General features: G+C 69.5%; 25 protein-coding genes. 14 read left to right on the top strand and 11 right to left on the bottom strand.

What is annotated here, in order from left to right; translation table 11 throughout:
* The first annotated feature begins 117 nt into the window (after positions 1-117).
* Together AB0H36_RS33855 and AB0H36_RS33850 are read left to right on the top strand one after the other, a co-directional pair.
* The gene (locus AB0H36_RS33855; RefSeq protein WP_360533094.1) at positions 118-300 is read left to right on the top strand and encodes a hypothetical protein; all 183 of its coding nucleotides are present in this window, start codon (positions 118-120) and stop codon (positions 298-300) included.
* A 10-nt stretch (positions 301-310) separates the two neighbouring features.
* The gene (locus AB0H36_RS33850; RefSeq protein WP_360533091.1) at positions 311-1,078 is read left to right on the top strand and encodes an alpha/beta fold hydrolase; all 768 of its coding nucleotides are present in this window, start codon (positions 311-313) and stop codon (positions 1,076-1,078) included.
* Between the two features lie 3 nt (positions 1,079-1,081).
* Here AB0H36_RS33850 and AB0H36_RS33845 read toward each other — a convergent pair whose 3' ends face one another.
* Together AB0H36_RS33845 and AB0H36_RS33840 are read right to left on the bottom strand one after the other, a co-directional pair.
* Positions 1,082-2,068: a hypothetical protein gene (locus AB0H36_RS33845; RefSeq protein WP_360533088.1), complete on the bottom strand. Its 987-nt coding sequence runs from the start codon at positions 2,066-2,068 to the stop codon at positions 1,082-1,084.
* Complete coding sequence (locus AB0H36_RS33840) at positions 2,068-3,210, bottom strand: hypothetical protein (protein ID WP_360533085.1); 1,143 nt, start codon at positions 3,208-3,210, stop codon at positions 2,068-2,070. Before AB0H36_RS33840 ends, AB0H36_RS33845 begins: the two co-directional genes overlap by 1 nt.
* 123 nt (positions 3,211-3,333) lie before the next feature.
* On the opposite strand from AB0H36_RS33840, the gene AB0H36_RS33835 reads away from it, so the two are divergent.
* Positions 3,334-4,839, top strand: coding sequence for an Nramp family divalent metal transporter (locus AB0H36_RS33835; RefSeq protein ID WP_360533082.1), 1,506 nt, complete (start codon positions 3,334-3,336; stop codon positions 4,837-4,839).
* Here the strand turns inward: AB0H36_RS33835 and AB0H36_RS33830 are convergent.
* The 5 genes from AB0H36_RS33830 to AB0H36_RS33810 all read right to left on the bottom strand — a co-directional run bounded on the left by AB0H36_RS33830 (position 4,836) and on the right by AB0H36_RS33810 (position 9,358).
* The gene (locus AB0H36_RS33830) at positions 4,836-6,614 is read right to left on the bottom strand and encodes a 3-hydroxybutyryl-CoA dehydrogenase (protein ID WP_360533079.1); all 1,779 of its coding nucleotides are present in this window, start codon (positions 6,612-6,614) and stop codon (positions 4,836-4,838) included. The two genes, AB0H36_RS33835 and AB0H36_RS33830, sit on opposite strands and share 4 nt — an antisense overlap.
* Before the next feature lie 64 nt (positions 6,615-6,678).
* On the bottom strand, positions 6,679-7,158 hold the full coding sequence (locus AB0H36_RS33825; protein ID WP_360533076.1) for an NUDIX domain-containing protein: 480 nt from the start codon (positions 7,156-7,158) through the stop codon (positions 6,679-6,681).
* On the bottom strand, positions 7,128-8,000 hold the full coding sequence (locus AB0H36_RS33820) for a class I SAM-dependent methyltransferase (RefSeq protein WP_360533100.1): 873 nt from the start codon (positions 7,998-8,000) through the stop codon (positions 7,128-7,130). Before AB0H36_RS33820 ends, AB0H36_RS33825 begins: the two co-directional genes overlap by 31 nt.
* 20 nt (positions 8,001-8,020) lie before the next feature.
* On the bottom strand, positions 8,021-9,004 hold the full coding sequence (locus AB0H36_RS33815) for an NAD(P)/FAD-dependent oxidoreductase (RefSeq protein WP_360533073.1): 984 nt from the start codon (positions 9,002-9,004) through the stop codon (positions 8,021-8,023).
* Positions 9,005-9,034: 30 nt separating this feature from the next.
* Positions 9,035-9,358 (bottom strand): hypothetical protein, encoded by a 324-nt coding sequence (locus AB0H36_RS33810; RefSeq protein WP_360533070.1) that lies wholly within the window; start codon positions 9,356-9,358, stop codon positions 9,035-9,037.
* Positions 9,359-9,431: 73 nt separating this feature from the next.
* Between AB0H36_RS33810 and nucS the strand changes: the two genes are divergently transcribed.
* Entirely contained in the window at positions 9,432-10,091 is a 660-nt protein-coding gene (nucS, locus tag AB0H36_RS33805; RefSeq protein ID WP_360533067.1) for an endonuclease NucS, read from the top strand.
* Between the two features lies 1 nt (position 10,092).
* Here nucS and AB0H36_RS33800 read toward each other — a convergent pair whose 3' ends face one another.
* The gene (locus tag AB0H36_RS33800; RefSeq protein ID WP_360533064.1) at positions 10,093-11,967 is read right to left on the bottom strand and encodes a M4 family metallopeptidase; all 1,875 of its coding nucleotides are present in this window, start codon (positions 11,965-11,967) and stop codon (positions 10,093-10,095) included.
* Between the two features lie 270 nt (positions 11,968-12,237).
* Here AB0H36_RS33800 and AB0H36_RS33795 point away from each other — a divergent pair, with 270 nt between their 5' ends.
* Together AB0H36_RS33795 and glmS are read left to right on the top strand one after the other, a co-directional pair.
* Positions 12,238-12,516 carry a hypothetical protein gene (locus AB0H36_RS33795; protein WP_360533097.1) on the top strand — a complete coding sequence of 93 codons (279 nt, stop codon included), beginning with the start codon at positions 12,238-12,240 and terminating at the stop codon, positions 12,514-12,516.
* 45 nt (positions 12,517-12,561) lie between these two features.
* The gene (gene glmS, locus AB0H36_RS33790; RefSeq protein WP_360533061.1) at positions 12,562-14,382 is read left to right on the top strand and encodes a glutamine--fructose-6-phosphate transaminase (isomerizing); all 1,821 of its coding nucleotides are present in this window, start codon (positions 12,562-12,564) and stop codon (positions 14,380-14,382) included.
* A gap of 54 nt (positions 14,383-14,436) precedes the next feature.
* On the opposite strand, the gene glsA is transcribed toward glmS, so the two are convergent.
* Positions 14,437-15,849, bottom strand: a complete 1,413-nt coding sequence (gene glsA / locus AB0H36_RS33785; protein ID WP_360533058.1) for a glutaminase A — start codon at positions 15,847-15,849, stop codon at positions 14,437-14,439.
* Positions 15,850-15,977: 128 nt separating this feature from the next.
* Here glsA and AB0H36_RS33780 point away from each other — a divergent pair, with 128 nt between their 5' ends.
* Together AB0H36_RS33780 and AB0H36_RS33775 are read left to right on the top strand one after the other, a co-directional pair.
* Positions 15,978-17,105 carry a mandelate racemase/muconate lactonizing enzyme family protein gene (locus tag AB0H36_RS33780; RefSeq protein WP_360533055.1) on the top strand — a complete coding sequence of 376 codons (1,128 nt, stop codon included), beginning with the start codon at positions 15,978-15,980 and terminating at the stop codon, positions 17,103-17,105.
* The gene (locus tag AB0H36_RS33775; protein WP_360533052.1) at positions 17,102-17,794 is read left to right on the top strand and encodes a FadR/GntR family transcriptional regulator; all 693 of its coding nucleotides are present in this window, start codon (positions 17,102-17,104) and stop codon (positions 17,792-17,794) included. Before AB0H36_RS33780 ends, AB0H36_RS33775 begins: the two co-directional genes overlap by 4 nt.
* On the opposite strand, the gene AB0H36_RS33770 is transcribed toward AB0H36_RS33775, so the two are convergent.
* The gene (locus AB0H36_RS33770) at positions 17,769-19,019 is read right to left on the bottom strand and encodes a glucarate dehydratase family protein (protein ID WP_360533049.1); all 1,251 of its coding nucleotides are present in this window, start codon (positions 19,017-19,019) and stop codon (positions 17,769-17,771) included. The two genes, AB0H36_RS33775 and AB0H36_RS33770, sit on opposite strands and share 26 nt — an antisense overlap.
* A gap of 146 nt (positions 19,020-19,165) precedes the next feature.
* Here AB0H36_RS33770 and AB0H36_RS33765 point away from each other — a divergent pair, with 146 nt between their 5' ends.
* The 6 genes from AB0H36_RS33765 (at position 19,166) to mmuM (ending at position 25,351) form a co-directional block, all read left to right on the top strand.
* A complete protein-coding gene (locus tag AB0H36_RS33765) occupies positions 19,166-20,050 on the top strand; it encodes a LysR family transcriptional regulator (protein WP_360533046.1) in 885 nt (294 codons plus the stop codon).
* A 94-nt stretch (positions 20,051-20,144) separates the two neighbouring features.
* The gene (gene kdgD, locus AB0H36_RS33760; protein WP_360533043.1) at positions 20,145-21,059 is read left to right on the top strand and encodes a 5-dehydro-4-deoxyglucarate dehydratase; all 915 of its coding nucleotides are present in this window, start codon (positions 20,145-20,147) and stop codon (positions 21,057-21,059) included.
* Positions 21,056-22,378: an enolase C-terminal domain-like protein gene (locus AB0H36_RS33755; protein ID WP_360533040.1), complete on the top strand. Its 1,323-nt coding sequence runs from the start codon at positions 21,056-21,058 to the stop codon at positions 22,376-22,378. The genes kdgD and AB0H36_RS33755 overlap by 4 nt, the downstream gene beginning before the upstream one ends.
* Before the next feature lie 64 nt (positions 22,379-22,442).
* The gene (locus AB0H36_RS33750; RefSeq protein WP_360533037.1) at positions 22,443-23,507 is read left to right on the top strand and encodes an esterase-like activity of phytase family protein; all 1,065 of its coding nucleotides are present in this window, start codon (positions 22,443-22,445) and stop codon (positions 23,505-23,507) included.
* A gap of 52 nt (positions 23,508-23,559) precedes the next feature.
* The gene (locus AB0H36_RS33745) at positions 23,560-24,486 is read left to right on the top strand and encodes an FAD-dependent oxidoreductase (RefSeq protein WP_360533034.1); all 927 of its coding nucleotides are present in this window, start codon (positions 23,560-23,562) and stop codon (positions 24,484-24,486) included.
* Positions 24,476-25,351 (top strand): homocysteine S-methyltransferase, encoded by an 876-nt coding sequence (gene mmuM / locus AB0H36_RS33740; RefSeq protein ID WP_360533031.1) that lies wholly within the window; start codon positions 24,476-24,478, stop codon positions 25,349-25,351. Before AB0H36_RS33745 ends, mmuM begins: the two co-directional genes overlap by 11 nt.
* Here mmuM and AB0H36_RS33735 read toward each other — a convergent pair.
* Positions 25,336-25,704, bottom strand: coding sequence for a VOC family protein (locus tag AB0H36_RS33735; protein WP_360533028.1), 369 nt, complete (start codon positions 25,702-25,704; stop codon positions 25,336-25,338). The genes mmuM and AB0H36_RS33735 overlap by 16 nt on opposite strands.

Here is a 25,704-nt window from a genome sequence, read left to right as displayed (position 1 = left end):
TGGTCTTTGTCGCGCGGTAAGATTTCAATGGGCCAGCGCCGTGTAAACCACCGGCCGCTGCTTGGTGGTTCCCAGACCCGCCAAGCACGGTCCGACGGTGACTGGATTGTGCGGCAGGTGTCCGGGTCCTCGTCGAGCAAGGCGTACCGCTGCCCGGGATGCGACCAGCTGATCCCGCCGGCCACGCCGCATGTCGTGGTCTGGCCGGAGAACCCCAGCCTGCTCGCCGCGATCGGCGGCGCCCAGTCCCTCGACGAGCGACGCCACTGGCACTCCGCCTGCTGGCAACGCCGCCGCTGAGAGGTTGTTGATGAAGCTTCCGGTGACGTCGTACGGCGAGAGTGGCACGCCGGTCGTGGTCATGCACGGCCTGTTCGGCTCCGGGCGGAACTGGATGACCGCGGCCCGGCGGCTGTCCGGCGAGCACCGCGTGTTCGCGTTCGACCTGCGCAACCACGGCACCTCGCCGCACACCGGCACGATGAGCTACCCGGAGATGGCCGACGACGTCCGCGAGACGATCGAATCCCTCGGCATCGGGCCGGTCGCGCTGGTCGGCCACTCGATGGGCGGCAAGACCGCGATGCTCACCGCGCTCCAGCACCCGTCGGTCGTGCAGCGGCTGGTCGTGGTCGACGCGGCGCCGGTGGCCTACCCGCCGGCCTTCGTCGAGTACGCCAAGGCGATGCGCGACGCCGACCTGTCGAACGTCCAGCGCCGCGCCGACGTGGACGCTCAACTCGCCGAAGCGGTCCAGACCCCCGGTACTCGCGCGTTCCTGCTGCAGAACCTGATCCTCGACCAGGCCGGGGCCCGGTGGCGGCCCAACCTCCCGGTGATCGAGGCCGCGCTGCCGGCGATCTCCGGCTGGCCGGCCGAGGCGGAGGGCCGCAGCTACGAAGGCCCGACCCTCTTCATCTACGGCGGCAAGTCGGACTACGTCCAGCAGGACCACCGCGCCACGATCGCGTCGTACTTCCCCCACGTCCAGTACGCCGAGGTCCCCGAGGCCGGCCACTGGGTGCACGCCGAGCGCCTCGACGACTTCCTCGCCGTACTGACGCCCTTCCTGACCTAAGGCCTAGCCGTAGGTTCGCACGAGCTCGCGGAGCCAGTGCTCGATGTGGACGACCCACGCGGCGCACTCGATCTCGTCCGCGTGTTCCAGCAGCCGGTGCCAGGACACCAGCCGGTGCACCGTGTGTAGCGGTTCGGCGATCTCGAGCTCGCGGCGCAGCACGTCCAGCGGCGCCAGGTCCGACCATTCCTCGAGGTACGTCGTCACGACCTCGTCGTCGACGTCCTCCCGCACACTCCCGATCGTCGCGAACGGGTGTCCCCACACTGCGTCACCGAAGTCGAAGAACCGGAACGGACCGGCCGGATCGGGCCGGAAGACGTTCCGCGCGTGCAGATCGTTCTGATCGAGAGCCATCGGTACGGCGCCCGGCAGCAGCTTCTCCACCCCGGACAAGGTGTCGGCGGCCCGCCGTACGCCGTCCAGCGTCGCCTGACCGGGACGCAGCGGGTGGTCGTCGGCGAGGTCCGCGAACCAGTCCGCCACGTGGTGCACGGCGCCGGGCAGGTGAGCCGGGGCGAGTGACGTGAGCCCGCTGGCGAGCAGTGCGCTCTCCACGGGGACGCTGTCGCGCTGAAGGGCCGCGTACTCGACGACGAGCCGGCTCCAGGCAACGTCGTCTTCGTCGAGCGTCGGTCCCTGGTCGGCGGTCAGAAACCAGCCGCGCTCCGGCTCGATCGCGAGCGGGGCGACGACGTGCTGCGGCAGCGCCTCGGCCATCGCACCCACGAGCGCGGCCTCGAACGCCTGGCCGGGGTTGTTCTCCTTGAACCAGTACAGCCCGTGGTCGGTCGGGTAGCACCAGACGGCTGCCCAGAAGCGGATCTTGTACGGCACCGGCGCACCGGTGACGGCAGTCCCTGCCAGTTGCTCCCGCACCCACGCGTCCGCTTCGGCAATCCAGGCGTCGCCGGTCCAGCGCCGTACCCACTGCCCTTCGGCGTCGGGCAGCAACGACCGCGGAAGCGGTGCGCGCCTCTGCTCGATCATCAGCCCAGCGTAGGTCTCCGCTTCGGGACCAGCACGCAAATTACGGCGACGGCCAGCAGGACGGCGGCCGCGATGAGCAGAGTGCTGACCGGTCGGGGCGGGTCGAAGGCCGGCTCGGTCGCGGCGGCGGCCAGGCAGGTGAGCAGCGTCAGGCCGAGCAGCCCGGTGGTCATCGCGCCCAGCCGTGCCATCAGGGCACCGGCCGACAGGTCGAAACCGCGACCGGTGAAGCGGAGACCGCGTTGGCTGGACTGACCCGCGTACTGGCCCCAGTCGTCGAGGACATGACGCGGGATGCTGATCCGCTCGAGGTTCGCCAGGCCGCGGGTGAGCGACTCCGGGGTCAGCGGCTGGTCGTCGTACAGGACCAGGGCGGTGCTCGCGATCGCCAGCGAGACGGGGCGAGCGTCGAGCAGCGCCTGCATGGTGCGCGGATGGAGGACGGCGGTCAGGTACCGCGCCTCGTTGCCGATGACATCGAAACTGCGGTTGAACTCGGCGCTCTCCAGCGTGATGTCGGACCGGGACAGCCCACCTGGCCGGACCTCCATCGGCGGCAGGGCCGCGGGCAGCCGCGGCGCGACGAACACCGACAACCGACGCCGACGGCACAACAGCCCGTGCCACTGCAGCCACCGCACCTCGAACGCGGTCCCATTCGGAGTCTGTACGGCGTTCCGCACACTCCACGCCCGCCCGACCGGCAACGGCAGCGGCGGCAGGTCCAGCTCCCGCGGTTCGAGCATTCGCCACCCGTTGCGCTGGGCAACGTCCTTCAGCGCTCGCGACGTCGCCTGCGGCCACGAGTACACGAGCACCACCGCGGCAAGGACGAGAATCGCCAGCAACGGCAGTACGGCGATCACGATCGCCGGCCCCGCGTCGTACGCGGACCAGACCAGCCGGACCAGTACGGCGCCGACCGCGGCCAACGCGATCCACCGAGCGACCGTCGCCGTACCGGAGGAGATCCGGAGCAGCACCCACGCCACCGGAAGCACCAGGACCGCGACGAGGAACATCAACGAGGACCAGCCCGGCCACTCCGCCCCGATGACCCCCGGCATCCCGATCAGCCCGATCCCGGTGAACACCAGCAACAGCGTCGCGCAGACCCCAACCAGGTCCCGCTGATACCTCATCCTCCGCATGCCCCGGCAGTCTTCCAGAGCACCGGTGCACTAGGGCTTGCCAACCCCCGCATCGCGCGTGACGATCGGGTCAACAGGACGTTCGCCCCCGTCCGAGGCCAGAGGAGAAGGACAATGGCCGACATCGCTCAGTCAGAGCAGAACTACCCACTCGGCGTCAGCCGCCCCGATCTCGCGGTGCAGGACCTGCCAACGCCGGAGGAGGTCTTCAAGATCAAGCGCCTCGGCGCCCGCGAACTGATCCAGTTCGCCATCGGCCCGAGCCTGATCGCCCTCGGCATCTCCATCGGCAGCGGCGAGTGGCTGCTCGGCCCGCTGAGCGTCGGCCAGTACGGGTTCGTCGGGGTCGGCTGGATCATCACGGTGTCCGCCTTGCTGCAAACGTTCTACAACGTCGAGTGCGCCCGGTACGTCGTGGCCACCGGCGAGGTGCCCGTGATCGGTTGGGGCCGGGTGCCGCCGGGCTGGCTCCTCTGGGTGCCGGCCTCGGTGTTCCTGGTCATCTTCGCGTTCATCGCCGGCGGCTGGGCCGCGTCGGCCGGACAGGGTGTGTACGCACTCGTGCACGGCCGGACCGCCCCCAGCACCGACGCCGAGGAACCCAGGATCTACGCGATCCTGCTGCTGATCCTGGTGTTCGCGATCACCGCGGCGGCACGCCGGATCAGCCGCGCGCTGGAGCTCGCGAACTGGGTGATGATCAGCGTGATCCTCCTGACCCTGCTGATCGTCGACATCGTCCTGGTCCCGGGCCGGATCTGGTGGGACGGAATCAGCGGTTTCTTCACCCCGGCCGCACCACCGGACGGGATCTCCGCGACGCAGCTCGGCGCGTTGGCCGGCTTCACCGCACTCGCGTCGGGCCTGAACTGGTACGTGCTCGGGCACTACCGGGACAAGGGCTACGGCATGGGACACCGGGCCGGCTACCTCGCCGGGATGCGCGGCGAGCGCAAGCAGGTGCTCGCCAGCGGCGTCACCTTCCCCGACGACGAGAAGAACCGCGGCCTGTGGCGGCGGTGGTACCGGCTGCTGCTGACCGACATGTGGGCGGTCTTCTTCGCCGGCGCTATGCTCGGCATGCTGCTGCCGACCATCCTGATGACCCGGGCGGTCGAGCTCAGCGGCGAGGGGCCGACCTCGGCCACGGTGCCGACGTTCGTGGCCGACGTACTGAACGACGAGTACGGCAGCTTCGTCTTCTACCTCATTCTGCTGATCGGCGTGCTGATCCTGTTCAGCACCCAGCTCGGCATCTTCGAGGCGATGGTCCGGGTCACCACCGACGCCTCGCACGCGAGCAGCTCCAGGCTGCGGGCCCGGATCGAAGGCGACCCGCGGAAGTTCTACTACCCGTTCATGATCGTGCTGCTGGTGGTGATCTCGGTCATCATCCACCTGGCGCTGCCGGTCGGCCTGGTCCAGTGGTCGGCGAACATGTCGAACCTGGGCGCGCTGATCTACCCGTTCCTGCTGATGTACCTGAACAGCAAGCTGCCGGTGCCGGCCCGGCCGCGGCCGTGGCACTACCTGATCCTGCTGCTGAACTTCCTGTTCTTCGGATTCTTCTTCGTCAACTTCATCGCCGACTTCATCGGGGATCCGCTGGTCACGTTCTAGCTGCTGTAGTCCCGGAAGCCGCGGCCGGTCTTGCGGCCGAGGTAGCCGGCGGTGACGAGGTGTTCCAGCAGGGGGGCCGGGGCGAACCCCGGCTCGCGGAACTCCAGGTAGAGGGTGCGCTGGATGGCCAGCGAGACGTCCAGGCCGACCACGTCGAGGAGCTCGAACGGGCCCATCGGGAGCCGGCAGCCGAGCTTCATCGCGGCGTCGATGTCGTCGACGTTGGAGTAGTGCGCCTCGAGCATCCGGACCGCGTCGTTCAGGTACGGGAACAGCAGCGCGTTCACGATGAACCCGGCCCGGTCGCCGCACCGCACCGGGTGCTTGCCAGCGGCAACTGCCAGCGCCGCGACCGTGTCGGCCACCTCGGCGGATGTGCTGACCGTGCTGACGACCTCGACCAGCTTCATCACCGGCGCCGGGTTGAAGAAGTGCAGGCCGACCACGTCACTCGGCCGCTTGGTCGCCATCGCCAGGTCGATCACCGGCAGGCTGCTGGTGGTGGTGGCCAGGATCGCGCCCGGCTTGCAGATCTCGTCGAAGGTCTCGAACAGCGCCTGCTTGACGCTCAGCTCCTCGACCACGGCCTCCACGACCAGGTCGACCGTCGCCAGGTCGTCGAGCTTCGCCGTGCCGACAATCCGGCGCAGCGCCGCGTCGCGCTCCTCGGAGGACAACTTGCCGCGCTGGACTCCCTTCTCCAGCGAGCGTTCCAGGGCAGCGCGGACCCGGTCGACCTTCTCGGTGCCGCGGGCAACGTAGAGGACGTCGTACCCGGCCTTGGCGCAGACCTCGATGATGCCGACCGCCATCGTGCCGGAGCCGACCACGCCGACCTGCTTGACCGCACGGACGGCCGGTGCGCCGGCCGACGTCGACGGGGTGTGCTCGTCGTCGACCACGACCGGGGAGTCCGGCGCCTCGTAGGTGTAGAAGCCGCGGCCGGTCTTGCGGCCGAGCAGGCCGGCGGTGACCATCTGCTTGAGGATCGGGGCCGGCGCGTGCAGCCGGTTGCGGCCCTGCTTGTACATCGTGTCGAGGATCTCGTACGCCGTGTCCAGGCCGATCAGGTCGAGCAGCGCCAGCGGGCCCATCGGGTAGCCGCAGCCGAGCCGCATCGCCGCGTCGACGTCCTCGCGGGTGGCGTAGCGCGACTCGACCATGGAGACCGCGTGGTTCAGGTAGCCGAACAGCAGGGCGTTGGCGATGAAGCCGGCCCGGTCGGCCGCGACCACCGGGACCTTGTGCAGCTTGCGGGCCAGCTCCTGCACGTCCTCGACCACGTCGGGCTCGGTGACGACGGTCTTGATCACCTCGACGAACTCCTGCACCGGGGCGGGGTTGAAGAAGTGCATGCCGACCACCCGGCGCGGGCGCTCGGTGGCGACCGAGATCTCGGTGACGGACAGGCTGGAGGTGTTGGTGGCCAGGATGGCGTCCTCGCGGACGAGCTTGTCCAGCGCGGAGAACACCTCGCGCTTGAGCTCGAGCCGCTCGACCACGGCCTCGATCACCAGGTCGCACTCGGACAGCGCCTCCAGCGCGGTGGCGAAGGTGACCCGGTCGAACAGCGCCTGCTGGTCCTCGACCGACAGCTTGCCGCGCTTCACCGCCCGGTCGGTCGAGTGCTGGATGTGCCCGCGGCCGCGCTCGGCCGCCGCCTCGTCCCGCTCGACGCCGACCACGGTCAGCCCGTTGCGCGCGAACACCTCGGCGATCCCGGCGCCCATCGTGCCGAGTCCGACCACACCCACCGTCTTCAGTTCCCGAGCCATGCCCCGAACTATGCCAGTCCGCCCAGTGGTCCGCCCATGAGCTGAGTCACCCCCGAGGCCAACCTCACACCTCCTCGAACACCACCGGCGACTCCAGCCACCCGTCCAGCAGCCACTGCGGATCCGGCGCGTGGTCCAGCGCCGCCGCGATCGGCTTCGGCTTCAGATCCCGTACGGCGAGCTCGCGCACAGGCAGCCAGACCGCCCTGTAGCTCCCCCGCTCCGACTCCGGCGAGCTGGCCATCTCCGGCCCGTCACCGGTCCCGAACTCACCACCGATCTGCTCGGCGACGTAGTACTGCTGCGTGCTCTGCCCGAAGTGCACCACCGCGACCAGCCCGCGGACCTTCACCAGGAGCCCCAGCTCCTCGTACGCCTCCCGCCGGGCCGCCTCCGGTGGGCTCTCGCCGTCCTCGACCTGACCGCCGGGCAGCACGTGGTACGTCGTGCCGTCGCGGACCCGCTCGATCGCTGCCAGACCTTCGGACGTCAGCAGCACGATCCCGGCCCGGATCACGAGCGCCTGGCCAGCACGTAGAACCACCAGCCGTTCCGCGTCTCACCGCGGCTGAGCTGCTCGACCGTCCAGCCGGTGGCGGTGAGCAATTCGCGCAGCGGCTCCTCCTGCCACAGGACGAAGTGCCGTGGCAGGTCGAGGTTCCGGTTCGACCACTCCTCGCCCTTGCCTTCCCGCGTGGTGAAGGCGAGAACCGGTCCGGCGCGGGCGGCCTTCCGGAGCACTCCGGTGAGCTGCGCCCGGTCGAAGTGCATGAACACGGCGTCGGCGAACACCGCGTCGTACGGTCCGCCGAAGTCGTCCGTGATCGCGTTCAGCCGCTCGGCGTCGTACCCGTCCGCGCGCATCATCTCGACGAACGCCGCGGCGGCGTCGGTTCGCCGTACGACGAGACCCCGCCGCTCCAGCTCGATCGCGTCGCGGCCGGTCCCGCTGCCCAGCTCGAGCACGCGTGCGCCGGGTGAGAGCGCTCCGTCGAGCAGGTCGATGAGCAGCGTGTTGGGCTCGGCCGGGATCGACTCCCGGAACTTCTCGGCCGCCTGCTCGTACGTCGCCAGCGTCACCTCGTTGTTGGTCGGCACCCGCGTCCACCCGTCGCCCGTGTGCTCGACGATCGCGGGCAAGTGCAGCCCGAGGTCCACCCCGAGCACCACCACGGTCTCGCCCCGATGCAGGTCCGCAATCGCCTGCAGCTCCTCGTCGGGCCGCCGCACCAACTCCGGTACGACGGTCAGCCGCACGCCGAGCCGCTCCGCCAGCCGGGCCCCACCCGCCGCCTCGAACGGCCCGGCATACACCTGAGCGATCCGCTCATCGACCACCGCCTCCGCGACATCCCCGGGCCACAACAGGATCCGCGCGGGGCACATGAGATTCACGGCTGACAGTCTCACGCACCTTCGGCACCGGTGGAATGCCCGGGGAACACCTTCGCTCCGGGTTCGATCAGGCCCGCGGCGTTGTTGACAGCGGTCGCGGCCTCGCCGAACGCGACCGAGATCAGCTTGACCTTGCCGTCGTAGTCGACGATGTCACCCGCCGCGAAGACACGCCGCAGGTTCGTCCGCATCGCCGAATCGACCAGGATATGCCGCTTGCGCTGGTCGAGGCTCCAGCGTGTGAAGGGCCCGAGGTCGGCGGTGAAACCCAGCGCGGCGACCACGGTGTCCACCGGCAGCGTCCGCCGCTCGCCGGTCAGGTTGTCGAAGATCTCCACCGATTCGACCCGGGCGTTGCCGTTGATGCGGGCTACCTCGTACGGCGTCAGCACCTCGACGCTGCTCGACAGCACGGCGGCAACAGTGGCCTGGTGGGCCCGGAACGCCGGACGCCGATGGATCAGCGTGACCGACTCGGCGATCGGCTCCAGGCTCACCGCCCAGTCGAACGCCGAGTCGCCGCCGCCGACGATCAGGACCTTCTGTCCAGCCAGGTCGGCCAGCCGCTTCACGAAGTAACGCAGGCCACGGTCGGCGAAGTCGTCGGCGTCCGGCAACGGCCGCGGCGTGAACGTCCCGATCCCGCCGGTGATCAGCACAGCCTTCGCCTCGATGACGGCGCCGAGGTGCGTGGTGACCGTGACAACCTCGTCCTCCACCACAAGCTCCTCGGCCCGATGGCCCAGCAGGTACTGCGGTTTCGCGGTCGCGGCCTGATCGACCAATGCGTCGACCAGGTCCTGCCCCTTGATCGCGACGAATCCGGCGACGTCGTAGATCACCTTCTCCGGGTACAGTGCCGACACCTGGCCGCCGAGCTCGGGCAACGAGTCGATCAGCGTGACGGAGTACCGCCGGAAACCGGCATAGTACGCCGCGTACAGTCCGGCAGGCCCCGCTCCGATGACCAGCAGATCGGTCTCGGTCCTGCTCATGCTTTCAGCGTAGGCCGATCCGCCCAGCTGTCACTCGCGGACGAACTCCATCGCCTGCTCCGCGTATCTGGTCCAGCTAGCCGAGTGCTCCAGCGGAATCAGCACCCACTCCTTCATCGGCCGCCCCATCCCGGGATCGAAGGGCTCGGCACCCGGCAACGCCAGCGCCTCCGCCCGCGGCTCGGGTGGCAACTTGAAGTTCATCGCATCACCCCACAACCCGGCCAGCGTCTTGCGGCCGATCTTCAGGCATGGCATCCCGAACATGCTGCCCGGCACGACGCCCGACGACTCCAGAGCGAAGGCGACAGCGTCGTACTCCGATCGCGCCCGCGGGCTGGTCTCCGGTCTCATACCCGGCAGCTTCGCACCAACACCGGCACGGCGCCATGGAGTCGCGGTGAGGAGTCGACTACGGTGCTTTCTCGTGCGCTTGGTGATTGCTACCTGTTCCGTGGACTACTCCGGCCGGCTGACCGCTCATCTGCCGATGGCTCCCCGGTTGCTGATGGTGAAGGCGGACGGCTCCGTGCTGATCCACGCCGACGGCGGCTCGTACAAGCCGCTGAACTGGATGTCCCCGCCGTGCAAGCTGACCGAGGAGGAGGGGGTCTGGAGCGTCACCAACAAAGCCGGTGAGGAGCTCCGGATCACGCTCGAGGAGGTGCACAGCGACACCGCCTACGAGCTGGGCACCGACCCCGGCCTGATCAAGGACGGCGTCGAGGCGCACCTGCAGGAACTGCTGGCCGAGCACGTCCACACCTTCGGCGACGGCTGGACCCTGGTACGGCGCGAGTACCCGACCGCGATCGGCCCGGTCGACCTGCTCTGCCGCGACGCCGACGGCGGGCACGTCGCGGTCGAGATCAAGCGCCGCGGCGAGATCGACGGCGTCGAGCAGCTCACCCGGTACGTCGAGCTCCTGAACCGGGACCCGATGCTGGCCCCGGTCAGGGGCATCTTCGCCGCTCAGCTGATCAAGCCCCAGGCCAAGGTCCTCGCCACCGACCGAGGCCTGGAGTGCCTGACCGTCGACTACGACGCGCTACGCGGCATGGAGTCGGACGTACTGCGGTTGTTCTAGTTCAGCAGGCGACCACCGCATCCACGATGAAGCCCTGGGCGACCACGCTGCCGTCCGTGGTCAGGCGGACGGAGCCGGTCGGGGTGTCGATACACGGCGAGGTCGCGCCGCGCCGGAACAGACCTGTGTAGCTGATCAGCTCGTTGCCGTTCCCGTCCAGCACAGTGACGAAGTCGAAGTCCTTCTCCGTGTCGAGCAGGCTGAAGTGGAACGCGAACCCCGCGGTCCCGTTGTCGTAGGTCCAGGTGCAGTCGCCGTTGTTGCCGTACGGGTGCGGTGACTCGAACGGGATGTCCGCGTCCGGATCGCTGACGCACGGCGGTGGCGGCGGCACACCCGGCGTACAGCCGGCGTGGATGCCGACGGCGTCCCAGGCAGCCGCGGCCGAGGCTCCGCCGACCGCTGCGACGGCGTTGCGCGCGTCGCACATGTTGGCGAACTCCGGCAGGCTGGTGAACGCGTCGAAGAACACCGACCTGGCCGTCGCCAGCCCAAGCGCCGGCACAACCACGTTGCAGTCCAGCGTGTGCTGATGACCGCCGGAGCCGACCGTGTCACAGCCGGCGTTCCGGCCGCCGTTGACGGCCAGGTAGTAAGCGTGGTTCGGAATACCGCTGTTGGAGTGCACGCCGCCGTTGTCCGCCTCGGTGACGATGAACTCGCTGTAGTGGTCCGGGTCGGCGTCCTCCTGCGGGTCGCCCATGTTCCGGAAGCCAGGCGCGGCGTCGGGCGTCAGGATGACGTCCTCACCGATCAGCCAGTCCGGAGTGGCGGCCGGGTCGAGTCCCCGCTGGGCGGCGTAGAACTCGATCGTGTTGCCCATCATGTCGCTGAAGGCCTCGTTCAGCGCCCCGGACTCGTCCTCGTAGATGAGGTTCGAGGTGAACTCGGTGACGCCGTGGGTGAGCTCGTGCCCGACCACGTCGAGACCGCCGGACAGCGGCAGGCAGGTCTTCATGTCGCCGTCGCCGTACGTCATCTGCTCGCCGTTCCAGAAGGCGTTGCAGAACCGGTTGGCGAAATGCACGGTCGAGACGATCGTCATGCCCTCGTCGTCGATGCTGTCGCGCCCGAAGACGTCGGCGTAGAAGTCGTCGGTGACGTTCGCGTAGTAGTGCGCGTCCACACCGGGCGCCTGGCTGGGCGACCGGAGGTTCGGCAGATTGGAGATCCAGTGGTTGTCTGCGTCGGTCATGATCGTGCCGGGCAGCACTGCCTTGTTCCCCGCGTCATAGGTCTCCTGGCGCCGGTCCGGCGATCGCAGGAAGAAGGTGCTGCCGATCCGGAGCGTGAGCCCCTCCAGCGACTTGGTGTCGCCCTTCACGCCGGTGCCGTGATTGTGCGCGACCGCGTCGTACTGCTTCTTGACCGCGCCGGTGGTGGCGTCGACCCACTGCACCCAGCGGTTCTCGGTGCGTTGACTGACGACCTCATGGAACAGTCGTCCGTCCTTCGGATCGATTCGCAGCGACGAGGACCACTTGCCCGCGGTACCGACGCGCTTGGCCGCGACACCGCGGGCGGAGGCCGCAGACATGGTGGCGCTGTTCTTCGCCGTCAGGCCGGGGAAGTAGGCCCCGATCACGGCAGTCGTCCGGCCGGACTTGTTCTTCAGCACGGTCAGCTGGCCGCCGAGCACCTTGGCTGCACCGACCATCTGCTGGTATCGGGTCTGGGTAGCGCCGTCGGCGCGCTTGGCCGACCACAGTTCCACCATCCCCGGTGGTACGGCGAAGGCGCGGGCGTCGGCTCCGGACAGGGCGATGGACCCGCCCCGGAGTTGTGTGGTGGCCGTCGGTCCGGCGGTCGCGGTGGCGCCGCCGGCGATGACCAGTGCGAGGGCCGCGAGCGCGGCCACGGCACGGGATCTGTGCATGACAGGGACCTCCCCAGTCGAGCGGAATTTCGCCGGGTCGGCCGAACCCCAGCCCCGAGAGCCGGCCCGTCCAACGCCAGTCCTACGCCCGGCCCGGCGTACCGGCAAGATCACACGCGCCGGTGTGGGGATTTCCCTCACGGTTGCGGACAGGAGTAAGGTCCACGCCCGGGCCGGGGTCTGACCGGCGCCCGCCGAAACAGCGAAATCTGCCCGATTTCGGGCAGGAGCTTGGCTTTGACCCCGGAAACGCTGCACAGTTGACGGGTGATCAGTGAGGCAGCGGCGGGTCCGGTCGACGAACTCGCCGAACAGGTCAGCCGCACCACCGGCCTGCCGCCGGACGACGCGCGCCGGGTGGTCGCCGACGTCCTGGCCTACTTCACCGAGACGACCGAGGAGTACGTCCGGCGCCGGCACCGTGAGCTGCAGACCTACGGCGCCCGCAACGACGAGATCTTCGCCCGGCTCGGCTCCGAGCTCCGGCACTGGCCGGTCCGCTCACCCGAACTCTCCGCCCGGCAGCTGCGACGGATCGTCTACGGCTGACGGGTCTCACCTCAGACAGCGACAACCTCCGAAAGGCATGAACACATGTGCGGAATCGTCGGGTACGTCGGCACCAAGCCGGCTGCGCCCATCCTGGTGGACGGACTGGCGCGGCTGGAGTACCGCGGCTACGACTCGGCGGGTGTCGCCGTCCTGGGGTCGAGTGAGCTGAAGGTGCACAAGGACGCCGGCCGGGTCCGCGAGCTGGAGGCGTCGCTGCCCAAGCGGTTCGGCGGCAAGCTCGGCATCGGCCACACCCGGTGGGCGACCCACGGCGGCCCGAGCAAGGACAACGCGCACCCGCACGTCAGCGGCAACGAGCGGATCGCGGTCGTGCACAACGGCATCTTCGACAACGCCGGCGCCCTGCGCGCCCAGCTCGAGGACGCCGGCGTCAAGCTGCGCTCGGAGACCGACACCGAGGTGCTCGCGCACCTGATCGAGCAGTCCGAGGGCAGCACGCTCGAGGAGAAGGTGATGGCCGCCCTGCGCCGGATCGAGGGCACCTACGGCATCGCCGTGATCGACCTGGAGTTCCCGGACCGGATCGTGGTCGCCCGCAACGGCAGCCCGCTGATCCTCGGCATCGGCGACGGCGAGATGCACGTCGCCTCCGACGCGGCCGCGCTGATCCGCTACACCCGCCAGGTCGTCTACCTGGACGACGGCGAGCTGGCCACCGTCCGCGCCGACGGCTACCGCACCTTCACCCAGGACGCCGCACCGACCACCAAGACCGCCAAGACGGTCGAGTGGGAGGCCGACGAGTACGAGCGCGGCCTGCACGAGCACTTCATGATGAAGGAGATCCACGAGCAGCCGGACGCGGTCGGCCGGGCCATCCGCGGCCGCCTGGACGAGCGCTTCCACACGGTCCACCTGGGCGGCCTGAACATGGACGCGCGGGAGGCCCGGGAGATCAAGCGGGTCAAGATCCTCGGCTGCGGCTCGGCGTACTACGCCGGCCAGATGGGCGCCCAGTTCATCGAGGAGGTGGCCCGGATCCCCGCCGACGCCGAGCCGGCCTCGGAGTTCCGCTACCGCAACCCGGTGGTCGAGCGCGACACCCTGTACATCGCGGTGAGCCAGTCCGGCGAGACGCTGGACACCCTGGTCGCGGTCCAGGAGCTGAAGCGCAAGGGCGGCCGGGTGATCGGCCTGGTCAACGCGGTCGGCTCCAGCATCGCCCGTGAGGTCGACGGCGGGGTCTATCTGCACGCCGGCCCGGAGGTCTCGGTCGCGTCCACCAAGGCGCTGACCAACATGGCGGTCGGGTTCGCGATGCTCGGCATCCACCTCGGCCGGATCCGCGACGTCTCCCCCGCCGACGGCCGGCGGCTGATCGAGGGCCTGAAGAAGCTGCCCGGGCACATCGCCGAGATCGTCGCCCAGGAGGAGGAGCTGGCCAAGATCGCCGGCCGGCTGTCCCAGCACGAGAGCCTGTTCTTCGTCGGCCGGACCCGCGGCTACCCGGTCGCCCGCGAGGGTGCGCAGAAGCTGAAGGAGATCTCCTACCGGCACGCCGAGGCGTACCAGACCTCGGAGCTGAAGCACGGCCCGCTGGCGCTGATCTCGCCGGACGTGCCGAGTGTCGCGATCGTGCCGGACGACGAGCTGCTGGACCGCAACATCGGCGCGCTGCACGAGATCGGCGCCCGGTCCGGCCCGCTGTACGTCGTGACGCACCCGGGCGTGGACGTGCCGGACGGGGTGGCGGCGCAGATCGTCGTACCGAAGAACGAGCCGGAGCTCGACCCGATCCTGCTCACCATCCCGCTGCAGATCATCGCGTACTACGCGGCCGTTGCCCTCGGCCACGACGTCGACAAGCCGCGCAACCTGGCGAAGTCCGTCACCGTGGAGTGACCGCCCGCTGAACGCCGCAGCCCCCGCTCTCCTCGACGGGGGCTGCGGCGGTTTTCAGAGCGTCTGGCCCCACTGGTTGCGGCCGGCGCCGCCGGCGCGGTGGGCGCCCGGGGTGGTTCCCTGGACGGCTGCGCCCTCGCGTCCCGGCGTCGGCATGCCGCCGAGGGCCCGGCGCACGGTGTCGGCGATGGCGGCCTGCTGATCGGCCTGCCGGCTGCGTTCGGCGCCCAGCGCCTTGTACGGGTGCAGGCCGAACTCGTTCACCAGCCGGCGGCACACCTCGACGCCGCGCACCGAGTTGCCGGCCTCGTCCAGCCGCGGCGAGAACGTCACCACCGCGAGCCGCTTGTCCGGCACCACCATCATCACGTTCCCGGAGACCCCGCTCTTGGACGGCAGCCCGACCTGGTCGGCGAACTTGCCGGAGTCGTTGTACATCCCGCTGTGCCCCATCACCGACAGCACCCGGCCGGTGGTCTCCCGGGAGAACACCCGCTCACCGCTGTACGGCGCGACGCCGCCGTTCGCCAGCGTGGCACCGGCAGCCGCGAGGCGGGACGCGTCCACCTCGAGCGAGCAGACCTGGAAGTAGAACTCAGCGGCCCGCTCGGCGCCCTCCCGGCCGTTCGCTCCCTTGAGCATCTGCTCGGCGGCCATCAGGCTGGCCAGGCCGCGGTTCCCGTCGCCGGTGTCCCGCTCGGCCAGGAAGGTCTCGACGTCGGAGCCCGGCGGCCGGCCCATCATCGCCGTCCAGGTCTCCTTGACCGTGCGCATCCGCGCCGACTCGTCGCTGCCCGAGTCGACCAGCGCGAGGGTGCCGATCGCGCCGGCGTTGATCATCGGGTTGAGCGGCCTGCGATGGGCGTCCAGCGAGAGCCTGTAGTCGTTGAAGGTGCCGCCGCTCTGCTCCTGGCCGACCCACTGGTGCACCTCGTCCGCGCCGAGCTCCTCGAGCGCCATCGCGTAGCTGAACGGCTTCGAGGTCGACTGCACGCTGAACGGGAGCTGGGTGTCGCCGACCTCGAACACCTGCCCGTCGGCGGTGCAGATCGCGATCCCGAACCGCTCCGGATCCGCGTCCTTCAGGGTCGGGATGTACTGCGCGACCTCGCCGTCCCGGTTCGGTTCGACCTCGGCGTAGATCCGTTGCAGGCCGCGGGCGAGCTCCGCGAACTCGGCCGGCGAGACCGCCAGGTCACCTTGCAGGGCACGCTGGACGATGCCGTCGCCGTGCTGCGCGATCGCGACGAACTGCTGGTAGTCGATCTGCACCGGCTGGCTGTCGATCCCGAGCGGCTTGCCGTCCGGGTCGCGCAGGTCCGCGAGCGCCGCCCGGACCCGCGGGTCGCCCGGCTGGATCCCGGCGCGGCCCAAGGGGCTGAGCAGCTCCCAGGCCCAGACCCGGCCGTCGCCGTCCTGGTCGAGCGCGTCGAACAACCGGCGGTGCGTCAACTCCGACACATCCATCGCTGACCCCTTCCCCAGAAGATGAGCTGCAGCTAATCCGGGTTGTGTTTCAGGGCCGGATCCGCGGTGTTACGCGGCGGTCAAACGGTCGAGTCGTCGTACAGGTATGTCACTTGTATGATGACCGGATGCCGAGTGATCAGATCCGTCACGTCCGTCTCTCGTCCGTCGTCCTCCCGCTCGACCAGCCGATCAGCGACGCCAAGGTGCTGACCGGCCGGCAGCGGCCGATGACCGAGATCGTGTTCCTGTTCGCCGAGCTCGCGACCGCGCAGGACCAGCACGGGATCGGGTTCAGCTACTCGAAGCGGGCCGGCGGGCCGGCGCAGTACGCGCATGCCAAGGAGGTCGCGGCGAACCTGATCGGCGAGGATCCGTCGGACATCGGGAAGGTGTACGACAAGCTGCTCTGGGCCGGCGCGTCGGTCGGGCGGTCCGGCGTGGCGACGCAGGCGATCGCGGCGATCGACATCGCGCTGTGGGACCTGAAGGCGAAGCGGGCGGACCTGCCGCTGGCGAAGCTGCTCGGCGCGCACCGGGACTCGGTCCGGGCGTACAACACCTCCGGCGGGTTCCTGCACGCGCCGATCGAGGAGGTCAAGGAGCGGGCGTCGAAGTCGCTGGCGGACGGGATCGGCGGGATCAAGATCAAGGTCGGGCAGCCGGACACCCGGATCGACCTGGACCGGGTTCGCGCCGTGCGTGAGCACCTGGGCGACGACGTACCGCTGATGGTCGACGCCAACCAGCAATGGGACCGGCCGACCGCGCTGCGGTTCGGGCGGGTGCTGGAGGAGTTCGGCCTGGTCTGGATCGAGGAGCCGCTCGACGCGTACGACGCCGAGGGGCACGCGCAACTGGCGGCCGCGCTGGACACGCCGATCGCGACCGGCGAGATGCTGTCGAGCGTCGGCGAGCACGTCCGACTGATCGAGGCACGGGCCGCCGACATCATCCAGCCCGACGCCCCGCGCATCGGCGGGATCACGCCGTTCCTGCGGCTGGCGGCGCTTGCCGACCACAACGGTCTGCAGCTGGCTCCGCATTTCGCGATGGAGATTCACCTGCACCTGGCTGCGGCGTACCCACGCGAGCCGTGGGTGGAGCACTTCGAGTGGCTGAACCCGTTGTTCAACGAGCGGTTGGAGACCCTCGACGGCCGCATGCTCGTCCCCGACCGTCCCGGCCTCGGCTTCACCACCAGCGACCAGTGCGCGGCGTGGACCGTCGACGCCTGCGAGTTCGGCACGCGATGAGCAAGCGCGGGCTGGCCCACGACGTGGTCGAGGAGCTCAAGCGGCGAATCCTCAGCGCGGAGATCTCACCCGGCGACAAGCTGCCCGCGGAGAACAGCTTGGTCGAGGAGTTCGGGGTCAGCCGGACGGTGGTGCGGGAGGCGGTTTCGCGGTTGCAGGCGGCCGGTCTGGTGGAGACGTTCCAAGGGCGTGGGTCGTTCGTGCTGGCGGTTCCCGAGCGGGCGGCCGGGTTGCGGCAGGTGCGCTCGCACCGGGATGTGCTGGAGCTGCTGGACTTTCGGATCGGGGTGGAGAGTGAGGCGGCCGGGCTGGCAGCGGTACGGCGTACCGAGCACCAGCTGAAGGCGATCGAGCGGGCACTGGACGACTTCCGGCGGATCGGGGCCGACCCGGGCCGGTCGGTCGAGGCGGACTTCGCGTTCCACCTCAAGGTCGCGGCCGCGTCCGGGAACCGCTTCTACACCGACCTGATCGACTCGCTCGGCCCGATGATGATCATGCTGCCGCGGACCCGCCTCGACCCGGCCTACGAGATGTCCGACGCGACCCACCTCACCCGCGTCGTCCTCGAGCACGAGAACATCTACGCCGCAATCGCCCGCCAGGATCCCGACGCGGCCCGCGCGGCGGCCCGGGTGCACCTGTCGAACACCCGGCACCGCCTCACCAGCGAGCGGTATTCGGACTGAAGTCAGGCTGCACGGTCCGCATGTACGACGTGTCGTCGCGCTTGCGGATGCCACACGCCAGGTACTGCTCGTGCAGCCGGCCGAGCTCGTCCACGTCCAACTCGACACCGAGCCCGGGACCGGACGGCACTCGCACGCTGCCGTCGACGAACGACAGGACGCCCGGCTTGATCAGGTCTTCGGTTTTCCACGGGTAGTGCGTGTCGCAGGCGTAGGTGAGATTCGGCGTCGCCGCGGCCAGGTGCGTCATCGCGGCCAAGCTGATCCCGAGGTGCGAGTTGCTGTGCATCGACAACCCCATCCCGAACGCGTCGCAGATCCCGGCCAGCAACTGCGACCGCCGCAACCCACCCCAGTAGTGGTGGTCCGACAGCACTACTTGTACGGCGTCCGCGAGGACGGACGGCTTCAGATGGGCGAACGCGATCACACACATGTTGGTCGCCAGCGGGATCTCGGTCTGCGCGGCGACCTGCGCCATACCGGGGATCCCGGGCGTCGGATCCTCCAGGTACTCGATGACGCCCTCGAGCTCCTTGGCGACGCGCACCGAGGTCTCGACCGTCCACGCGCAGTTCGGGTCGATCCGCAGCTTGTGCTCGGGGAAGGCCGCCGCCAGCGCCTGCACCGCCTCGACCTCGACGGCCGGCTCGAACACACCGCCCTTCAGCTTGATCGCGGTGAATCCATACTGATCAACCATTGATCGTGCTTGATCAACGATTCCATCCGGGTCAAGAGCCGCACCCCAGCTGTCCGCGTCACCGCCCGGATGCGCCGCCCACTTGTAGAACAGGTACGCACTGAACGGCACGCTCTCCCGCACCGCACCGCCCAGCAGGTCGACCACCGGCCGGCCGAGCACCTTGCCCTGGATGTCCAGCAACGCAACCTCGAACGGCGACAGCACCACGTCGACCGGATCCTGCAGGTTCAACCTGCCCGCGACACTCGCCCGGCCCTCGGACGCGAGGACGTCGCTCACCCACCGACGAAGCCCGTTAAGGTCGAAGACCTCGAGGCCGGGCAGCACACTGGCGACCGCCCCCAGCCGAGCGAGGTGCTTGTCGTCGGCATACGTCTCGCCGAGGCCGACGAGCCCGTCGTCGGTCCACACCTGGACGATCGCACGCAGCGCGAACGGCTGGTGCACGCCCACGACGTTGAGCAACGGTGGATCGGCGAACGCGACCGGCGTGATCTCGACCCTGGAAACCTTGCTCACACCAACTCCTTCTCCCGCGACGACTTTCTTCCGAACGACGGATCGGACCGACGGCAGCGCGAGGACGGCCGATTGCGTGAGCGTAGGGACGGCCGATAATGCCTGTCCAAGGCCGATAAGGCATCGAGTGATACCTTTTGGGAATCATGTTCTCGCTCGACCAGCTGAGCGCCTTCGTCGCCGTCGCCGAGGAGCTGCACTTCGGCCGCGCCGCCGAGCGGCTGAACATGACGCAGCCCCCGTTGAGCCGCCAGGTGCAGAAGCTGGAGCGGGCCGTCGGCGTCCAGTTGCTCGAGCGGGACAACCGCCGGGTGGTGCTGACCGAGGCAGGCCGGGCCTTCCTCGGTGAGGCCCGCCGCGTGCTGGCGCTCGTCGAGACCGCCGGCGATCTGGCCCGCCGCGTCGACCAGGGCGCCGCGGGCACGCTCCGCCTGGGGTTCACGGCGACGTCGGCGATCCGGACGCTCGGCCCACTGCTGCGGCGGCTCTCGGAAGAGTTGCCAGGGGTGGACGTGATCCTGCACGAGCGGGTGACGTCTGCGCAGATCGACGGTCTGCTGCGGGGAGAACTGGATCTCGGGCTGGGCCGGCCGCCGTTCGACGCGCGGGTGCTCGGGTCCCGGATCGTGTCCCGGGAGCCGTTGTGTGCCGTTGTCCCGAGCAACCATCGGCTGGCTTCCCTCGGCCGGCCGTTGTCGCCGGAGGACTTCGGCGGTGAGCAGGTGATCAGCTACTCGCCGACGCAGGCGCGCTACTTCCACGAGCTGACGGTCCGGTTCCTGGCCGACGCCCATCCGCGGATCGAGCAGCGGGTGCAGCAGATCCTCACCGTCATCCTGCTGGTCGCGGCCGGTCGCGGCGTCGCACTGGTCCCCGCATCGGCACGCAACCTCGCCGTCGAAGGCGTCACCTTCTGCGACCTAGGCGTCCCCGGCGAACCAGTCGAACTCCACGCAATCTGGAACCAAGCCTCCACCAACCCGGTCCTCCACCGCGTGCTCACGATGCTCCACCCCACCACCCCGCCGTAGGCGGGTGCTTTTCAGTTTTTTGATGCTCTCAGAGCATCAAAGGATCCAAAGATGATCTTGGACAAGCATCGGAGAGCACTTCTACCGTGACGGCGTGACCCACTACTCCCCCGCCGAACTGGCCGCTCGACTCAAGACCGGACTGCTCTCGTTCCCGGTGACGCACTTCCACGCCGACCTCAGCTTCAACGAGCCCGGCTACCGCGAGCACCTGTCCTGGCTGAGCCAGTACGACGTGGCCGGCCTGTTCGCCGCCGGCGGGACCGGCGAGGGGTTCTCGCTCACCGCGGCCGAGATCGACACGGTCGTCCGGGCGGCGGTGTCCGAGGTCGACGGCAAGGTCCCGGTGATCGCCCCCGCCACCGGCGGTACGGCGTCCGCGATCGAGCAGGCCCGGGCCGCGGAGGCCGCCGGAGCCGATGGGATCCTGCTGCTGCCGCCGTACCTGACCGAGGCGGGGCAGCGTGGTTTGATCGAGCACGTGTCCGCCGTCTGCCGCAGTACGGCGCTCGGCGTCACCGTCTACAGCCGGGCGAACGCGATCCTCACCGACTTCTCGGTCGCGGAGCTCGCGGACCGCAACGCGAACCTGGTCGGCCTGAAGGACGGGGTCGGGAACATCGAGATGATGACCCGCACCTACGCGCGGGTCGGCGACCGGCTCACGTACATCGGCGGCCTGCCGACCGCGGAGACGTTCGCGCTCCCGCTGCTGCAGCTCGGCGTCAGCACCTACTCGTCGGCGATCTTCAACTTCGTCCCCGAGTTCGCCCTCGGCTTCTACGCCGACGTGCTGGCCCAGGACCGCGCGTCGGTCTACCGCAAGCTGAACGAGTTCGTCATCCCCTACCTCGACATCCGCGACCGCACCAAGGGGTACGCCGTCTCGATCGTCAAGGCCGGCGTCACCGCAATCGGCCGCTCCGCCGGCCCGGTCCGCCCACCCCTGCAGAACCTGGCCGACGACGAGCTCGCCCAACTCACCGACCTGATCGGAAAGATCAAGTGACTCCGGCCGTCGCGTCCGTCGAGGTCGTGCCCGTGGCCGGGTACGACAGCATGCTGCTGAACCTCAGCGGGGCGCACGGGCCGTTCTTCACCCGGAACGTGGTCGTCGTGACGGACAGCTCGGGGAACACCGGAGTCGGTGAGGTGCCGGGCGGCGAGAAGATCGCCGCGACGATCACGGACGCGGCGGAGTTCCTGCTGGGCAAGGAGATCTCGCGCTACCGGCAACTGCTGCGGACCATCTCGCAGACCTTCGCCGGTCGCGACGCCGGCGGGCGCGGGGTGCAGACCTTCGACCTGCGGACGACGGTTCATGCCGTGACCGGGCTCGAGTCGGCGCTGCTCGATCTGTTCGGGCAGCATCTCGGCGTACCGGTGGCTGAGCTGCTGGGTGACGGGCAGCAGCGCTCGTCGGTGCCGGTGCTCGGCTACCTGTTCTACGTTGGTGATCCGGCGCGGACCGATCTGCCCTACCTGACCGGTGACGGGTTCGGCGATCGGTGGTCGGCGTCGCGCCGGCAGCCGGCCCTGGATGCGGCTGCGGTGGTCGCGCTGGCCGAGGCGGCGCAGGAGCGGTACGGGTTCGCCGACTTCAAGCTGAAGGGTGGCGTGTTCGAGGGCGCCGCCGAGATCGAGGCGGTGACCGCGCTGGCGCGGCGGTTCCCGTCGGCGCGGATCACGGTCGATCCGAACGGCGCGTGGCCGGTGCACGAGGCGATCGCGTTGTGCTCGGGGCTGGACGACGTACTGGCGTACGTCGAGGATCCGTGTGGCGCGGAGGCAGGACTCTCCGGCCGGGAGACGATGGCGGAGTTCCGGCGGGCGACGGGCCTGCGGACGGCGACCAACATGATCGCCACGGACTGGCGCGAGCTCGCGCACGCGATCCGGATGGACGCGGTCGACATCCCGCTCGCGGATCCGCACTTCTGGACGATGGCCGGGTCGGTCCGGGTCGCCCAGCTGTGCAACGACTTCGGGCTGACCTGGGGATCGCACTCGAACAACCACTTCGACATCTCGCTGGCGATGTTCACCCACGTGGGTGCGGCGGCGCCGGGTGAGATCACCGCGCTCGACACGCACTGGATCTGGCAGGACGGGCAGGCGCTGACCAAGGAGCCACTGCGGATCGTCGACGGCGCGATCGCCGTACCGAGTGCGCCGGGGTTGGGCGTCGTACTGGATCGGGATGCGTTGCAGGCCGCGCATGAGCTCTACCTCGAACACGGTCTGGGAGCCCGGGACGACGCGGTGGCAATGCAGTACCTGGTGAAGGGCTGGGCCTTCGACCCGAAGCGGCCCTGTCTGGAGCGCTGATGTTCACCTGGTGTTGCCCGGGGTAGGTTTCGATCGGTCTGTCGTCCCGATCAAGGAGCCTTGAATGCGCTGGCAGAAGCCGCTCGCCGCTGCTGTTGTCCTGACTGCTCTCACCACCACCCTCACTGCTTCGGCACACCCCGCTGTGGGTGGTGCGTGCTCGCCGGACGCGCAGCTCCTGGGCTTCAGCGACGCGCTCGACAAGACCACGTTCGAGGGGCAGCCGGTGGCCGGGCTGTCCGCGCTGAACGTGACCGGCCACAACAGCGCGGTGACGCTGGTGGACAACGTGGGGACCACGCCGGCCCGGGTGTTCGACCTGAAGATCAGCAGCAAACCGACGGTCAGTGTGGACGGGATGACGATCCTGCGCCGGCCGGACGGGACGCCGTACACGGGCGCCGACTTCGACGGTGAAGGACTGGTCGTCGAGCACGGCGACCGGACCATCCTCGCGACGTCCGAGCGGGAGCCGTCGATCCGCCGGTTCCGGTTGTCGGACGGGGTGCAGATCGGCTCGCTGCCGGTGCCCGCGCGCTTCCAGGTCGCGCCCGCCGGTGAGGCGACGGCCAACGCGACCTTCGAGTCGCTCGCGGTCAGCAAGGACGGACTGTCGCTGTACGCCGGGATGGAAGGACCGCTCGCCCCCGACGGCCCCGGCCGCAACCGCATCATCCGGTACGCCGGGTGGCCGGGCCACGACTACCGTCCGGTCGCGCAGTACGCCTACAAGACCGACCCGGGCCTCTCGCTGGTCGAGCTGGCCGTGGTCGATCGGGAGACGTTGGTGTCGATGGAGCGCACGTTCGTCGCGGGGGTAGGCAACACGATCCGTGTGTTCACGGTGCCGCTGCGGCGGGCTGAGGACGTGACTGCGCGCGCGTCGCTGGCGGACGCGCCGGACAAGGTGTTCCTGCAGAAGGAGCTGCTGTTCGACTTGGTGAACTGCCCGCCGTCGGGCGCGGTCGCCAAGCAGCCGCAGCCGAACCCGCTGCTGGACAACGTCGAGGCGCTCGCGCTCGGCGGTTATCTTCCCGGTGGCAAGCGGCAGCTGTACCTGCTGTCGGACGACAACAACGGCGCCACCCAGATCACCCGCTTCTACTCGCTGGCAGTCGACCTGCACTGACGTCACCCGACGTCACATGGCGTGGCAGCGCCGCTCGGGTAACAATGTGTGAATGCGCGTGATCGTTGTCGGTGCGGGCGTGATCGGGCTGAGCTGCGCCGTCCGGCTGGCCGAAGGTGGGTACGAGGTGGCCGTGCTCGCCCGCGACCTGCCGCTGGAGACCACCTCGGCGGTGGCGGCCGCGATCTGGTACCCGTACCTGTCCGCGCCCGAGGACCGCGTCGCGGCATGGTCCAGGGCGTCGTACGACGAGTTCGCCAAGCTGGCCGAGATCGAGCCGTCGGTGCGGATGCGGCACGGTCGGGAGTTCCTGGTGCACCGGATGCCGGATCCGCGCTGGGCCGACGTCCTGCCGGATCTGACCAGGGTGGCGTCCCCGCCGACCGGGTTCGAGGACGGGTGGGCGTTCACGGCGCCGGTGATGGACATGCCGGTCTACCTGCAGGCGCTGGTCAAGCGGCTCGAGCAGGCCGGCGGCACGCTGACGCGGGCCGCGCTGTCGGCGCTGCCGACGACTGCGGACGTGGTCGTCAACTGCACCGGGCTCGGCGCGCGCCTGACCGCGTCCGACCCGACGGTCACGCCGGTGCGCGGTCAGGTGATGACGGTCGAGCAGTGTGGGCTGACCGACTGGCTGATCGCCGATCGCGCGCCCAACGACCTCACGTACGTCATCCCGCGGGAGAAGGATGTCGTTGTCGGCGGCACCAGTCAGCCCGGCGACTGGAACCTGGCGGTCGACCCGGCGACGGCCTCCGAGATCCTCGACCGGGCTGCCGAGTTGGTTCCGCAGCTTCGGAAGGCGAAGGTGATCCGGCATCGCGTCGGCCTCCGCCCGGCGCGGCCGACCATCCGCTGCGAGCTCGTCCGCACGACCAGCGGCGAGCCCATCATCCACTGCTACGGCCACGGCGGCTCCGGCGTGACGTTGTCCTGGGGCTGCGCCAACGAGGTCTTCGAGCTCATCCATGACATCTGACCGGCCCGTCATTCTCGACGGCGGGATGTCGAACGCGCTCGAGGACCGCGGCCACGACCTCTCCGACGCGTTGTGGTCAGCTCGATTGCTCCGGGACGCGCCGACGGAGATCGCTGCCGTGCACCGCGCGTACTACGAAGCCGGCGCGATGGTCGCGACCACAGCCAGCTACCAGGCCAGCGTCCCTGGCTTCGAACGCTTCGGCGTCGCCCGGTCCGAGGCCGAGCGCCTGATCGGCGACAGCGTCCGCATCGCCCGCGAGGTCCGCGACTCCCTCCCCGGCGAACGACGCCTAGTGGCAGCCTCCGTCGGACCGTACGGCGCCGTGCTCGCCGACGGCTCGGAGTACCGCGGCCGGTACGGCGTGTCTGCCGCCGCCCTCCGCGACTTCCACGGCCCCCGCCTGGAGCTCCTGATCGAAGCCGGTCCCGACCTGCTCGCCGTCGAGACGATTCCCGACCTCGACGAGGCCGAGGTCCTGGTGCAACTCCTGGCGGAGCTCGACTTCCCGGCGTGGCTCTCCTACTCCGTCGCAGGTTCACAGACCCGAGCCGGTCAAGCCCTGACGGAGGCCTTCAAGCTGGGCACGCTCGACCAGGTGGTTGCGGTAGGCATCAACTGCTGCGCCCCGGAAGACGTGCAGCACGCCGTCGAGACAGCCGTAGCCGTCACGGGCAAGCCGGCGATCGCCTACCCCAACAGCGGCGAGTCCTGGGACGCCGGCGGCCGCCGCTGGACGGGAGAAGCGGCGGACGCGACCTCCCTCGCGGCGGGTTGGCTCGACGCCGGAGCGACGTACATCGGCGGCTGCTGCCGAGTCGGCCCCGACGACATCCGCGCTCTGGCGGCTCAGTTCTCCGCGTAGACGATCAGCTTGTTGCCGTCGGGGTCGGTGAAGTGAAAGACGCTGACGCTACCGATGTCCTCGATCGGTCCAACGTCCTCGGCGTGCCCGACGGCGAAAGCATGCGCGGCGTGGATGTCGTCCGCATGCAGCATCAGCAGCGGTCCACCGGGTTGAAACGCTCCCCGCGCGTGCGCGTGACCGTCGAGCGTCAGACGGGTCGGCCCGTCCATCGGCACGTCGTAGATCAGGCCCTCGTGGCTGGTCTGCTGCTGGGGCACGCCGAGGAGAGTGCTGTACCAGGCGATGGCGCGCTGCATGTCGGTGACGTGGATGAAGACGGCGCCGATCCGGTTGTTGATGGGTGATGGCAT

The sequence above is a fragment of the Kribbella sp. NPDC050820 genome, from assembly GCF_040653975.1.
Lineage (GTDB): Bacteria > Actinomycetota > Actinomycetes > Propionibacteriales > Kribbellaceae > Kribbella.
Note: the sequence above shows the minus strand (reverse complement) of the source record. Positions and strands in the feature narration are given on the sequence as shown.

Coding starts and splice junctions, on each gene's coding strand:
- AB0H36_RS33830 (WP_360533079.1), bottom strand. CDS start 6,614: ATGGCTCGGGAACTGAAGACGGTGGGTGTGGTCGGACTCGGCACGATG.
- AB0H36_RS33850 (WP_360533091.1), top strand. CDS start 311: ATGAAGCTTCCGGTGACGTCGTACGGCGAGAGTGGCACGCCGGTCGTG.
- glsA (WP_360533058.1), bottom strand. CDS start 15,849: ATGGATGTGTCGGAGTTGACGCACCGCCGGTTGTTCGACGCGCTCGAC.
- AB0H36_RS33810 (WP_360533070.1), bottom strand. CDS start 9,358: ATGAGACCGGAGACCAGCCCGCGGGCGCGATCGGAGTACGACGCTGTC.
- AB0H36_RS33775 (WP_360533052.1), top strand. CDS start 17,102: ATGAGCAAGCGCGGGCTGGCCCACGACGTGGTCGAGGAGCTCAAGCGG.
- AB0H36_RS33845 (WP_360533088.1), bottom strand. CDS start 2,068: ATGATCGAGCAGAGGCGCGCACCGCTTCCGCGGTCGTTGCTGCCCGAC.
- AB0H36_RS33800 (WP_360533064.1), bottom strand. CDS start 11,967: ATGCACAGATCCCGTGCCGTGGCCGCGCTCGCGGCCCTCGCACTGGTC.
- AB0H36_RS33835 (WP_360533082.1), top strand. CDS start 3,334: ATGGCCGACATCGCTCAGTCAGAGCAGAACTACCCACTCGGCGTCAGC.
- AB0H36_RS33745 (WP_360533034.1), top strand. CDS start 23,560: ATGCGCGTGATCGTTGTCGGTGCGGGCGTGATCGGGCTGAGCTGCGCC.
- AB0H36_RS33820 (WP_360533100.1), bottom strand. CDS start 8,000: ATGTGCCCCGCGCGGATCCTGTTGTGGCCCGGGGATGTCGCGGAGGCG.
- glmS (WP_360533061.1), top strand. CDS start 12,562: ATGTGCGGAATCGTCGGGTACGTCGGCACCAAGCCGGCTGCGCCCATC.
- AB0H36_RS33840 (WP_360533085.1), bottom strand. CDS start 3,210: ATGAGGTATCAGCGGGACCTGGTTGGGGTCTGCGCGACGCTGTTGCTG.
- mmuM (WP_360533031.1), top strand. CDS start 24,476: ATGACATCTGACCGGCCCGTCATTCTCGACGGCGGGATGTCGAACGCG.
- AB0H36_RS33765 (WP_360533046.1), top strand. CDS start 19,166: ATGTTCTCGCTCGACCAGCTGAGCGCCTTCGTCGCCGTCGCCGAGGAG.
- AB0H36_RS33735 (WP_360533028.1), bottom strand. CDS start 25,704: ATGCCATCACCCATCAACAACCGGATCGGCGCCGTCTTCATCCACGTC.
- AB0H36_RS33750 (WP_360533037.1), top strand. CDS start 22,443: ATGCGCTGGCAGAAGCCGCTCGCCGCTGCTGTTGTCCTGACTGCTCTC.
- AB0H36_RS33780 (WP_360533055.1), top strand. CDS start 15,978: ATGCCGAGTGATCAGATCCGTCACGTCCGTCTCTCGTCCGTCGTCCTC.
- AB0H36_RS33815 (WP_360533073.1), bottom strand. CDS start 9,004: ATGAGCAGGACCGAGACCGATCTGCTGGTCATCGGAGCGGGGCCTGCC.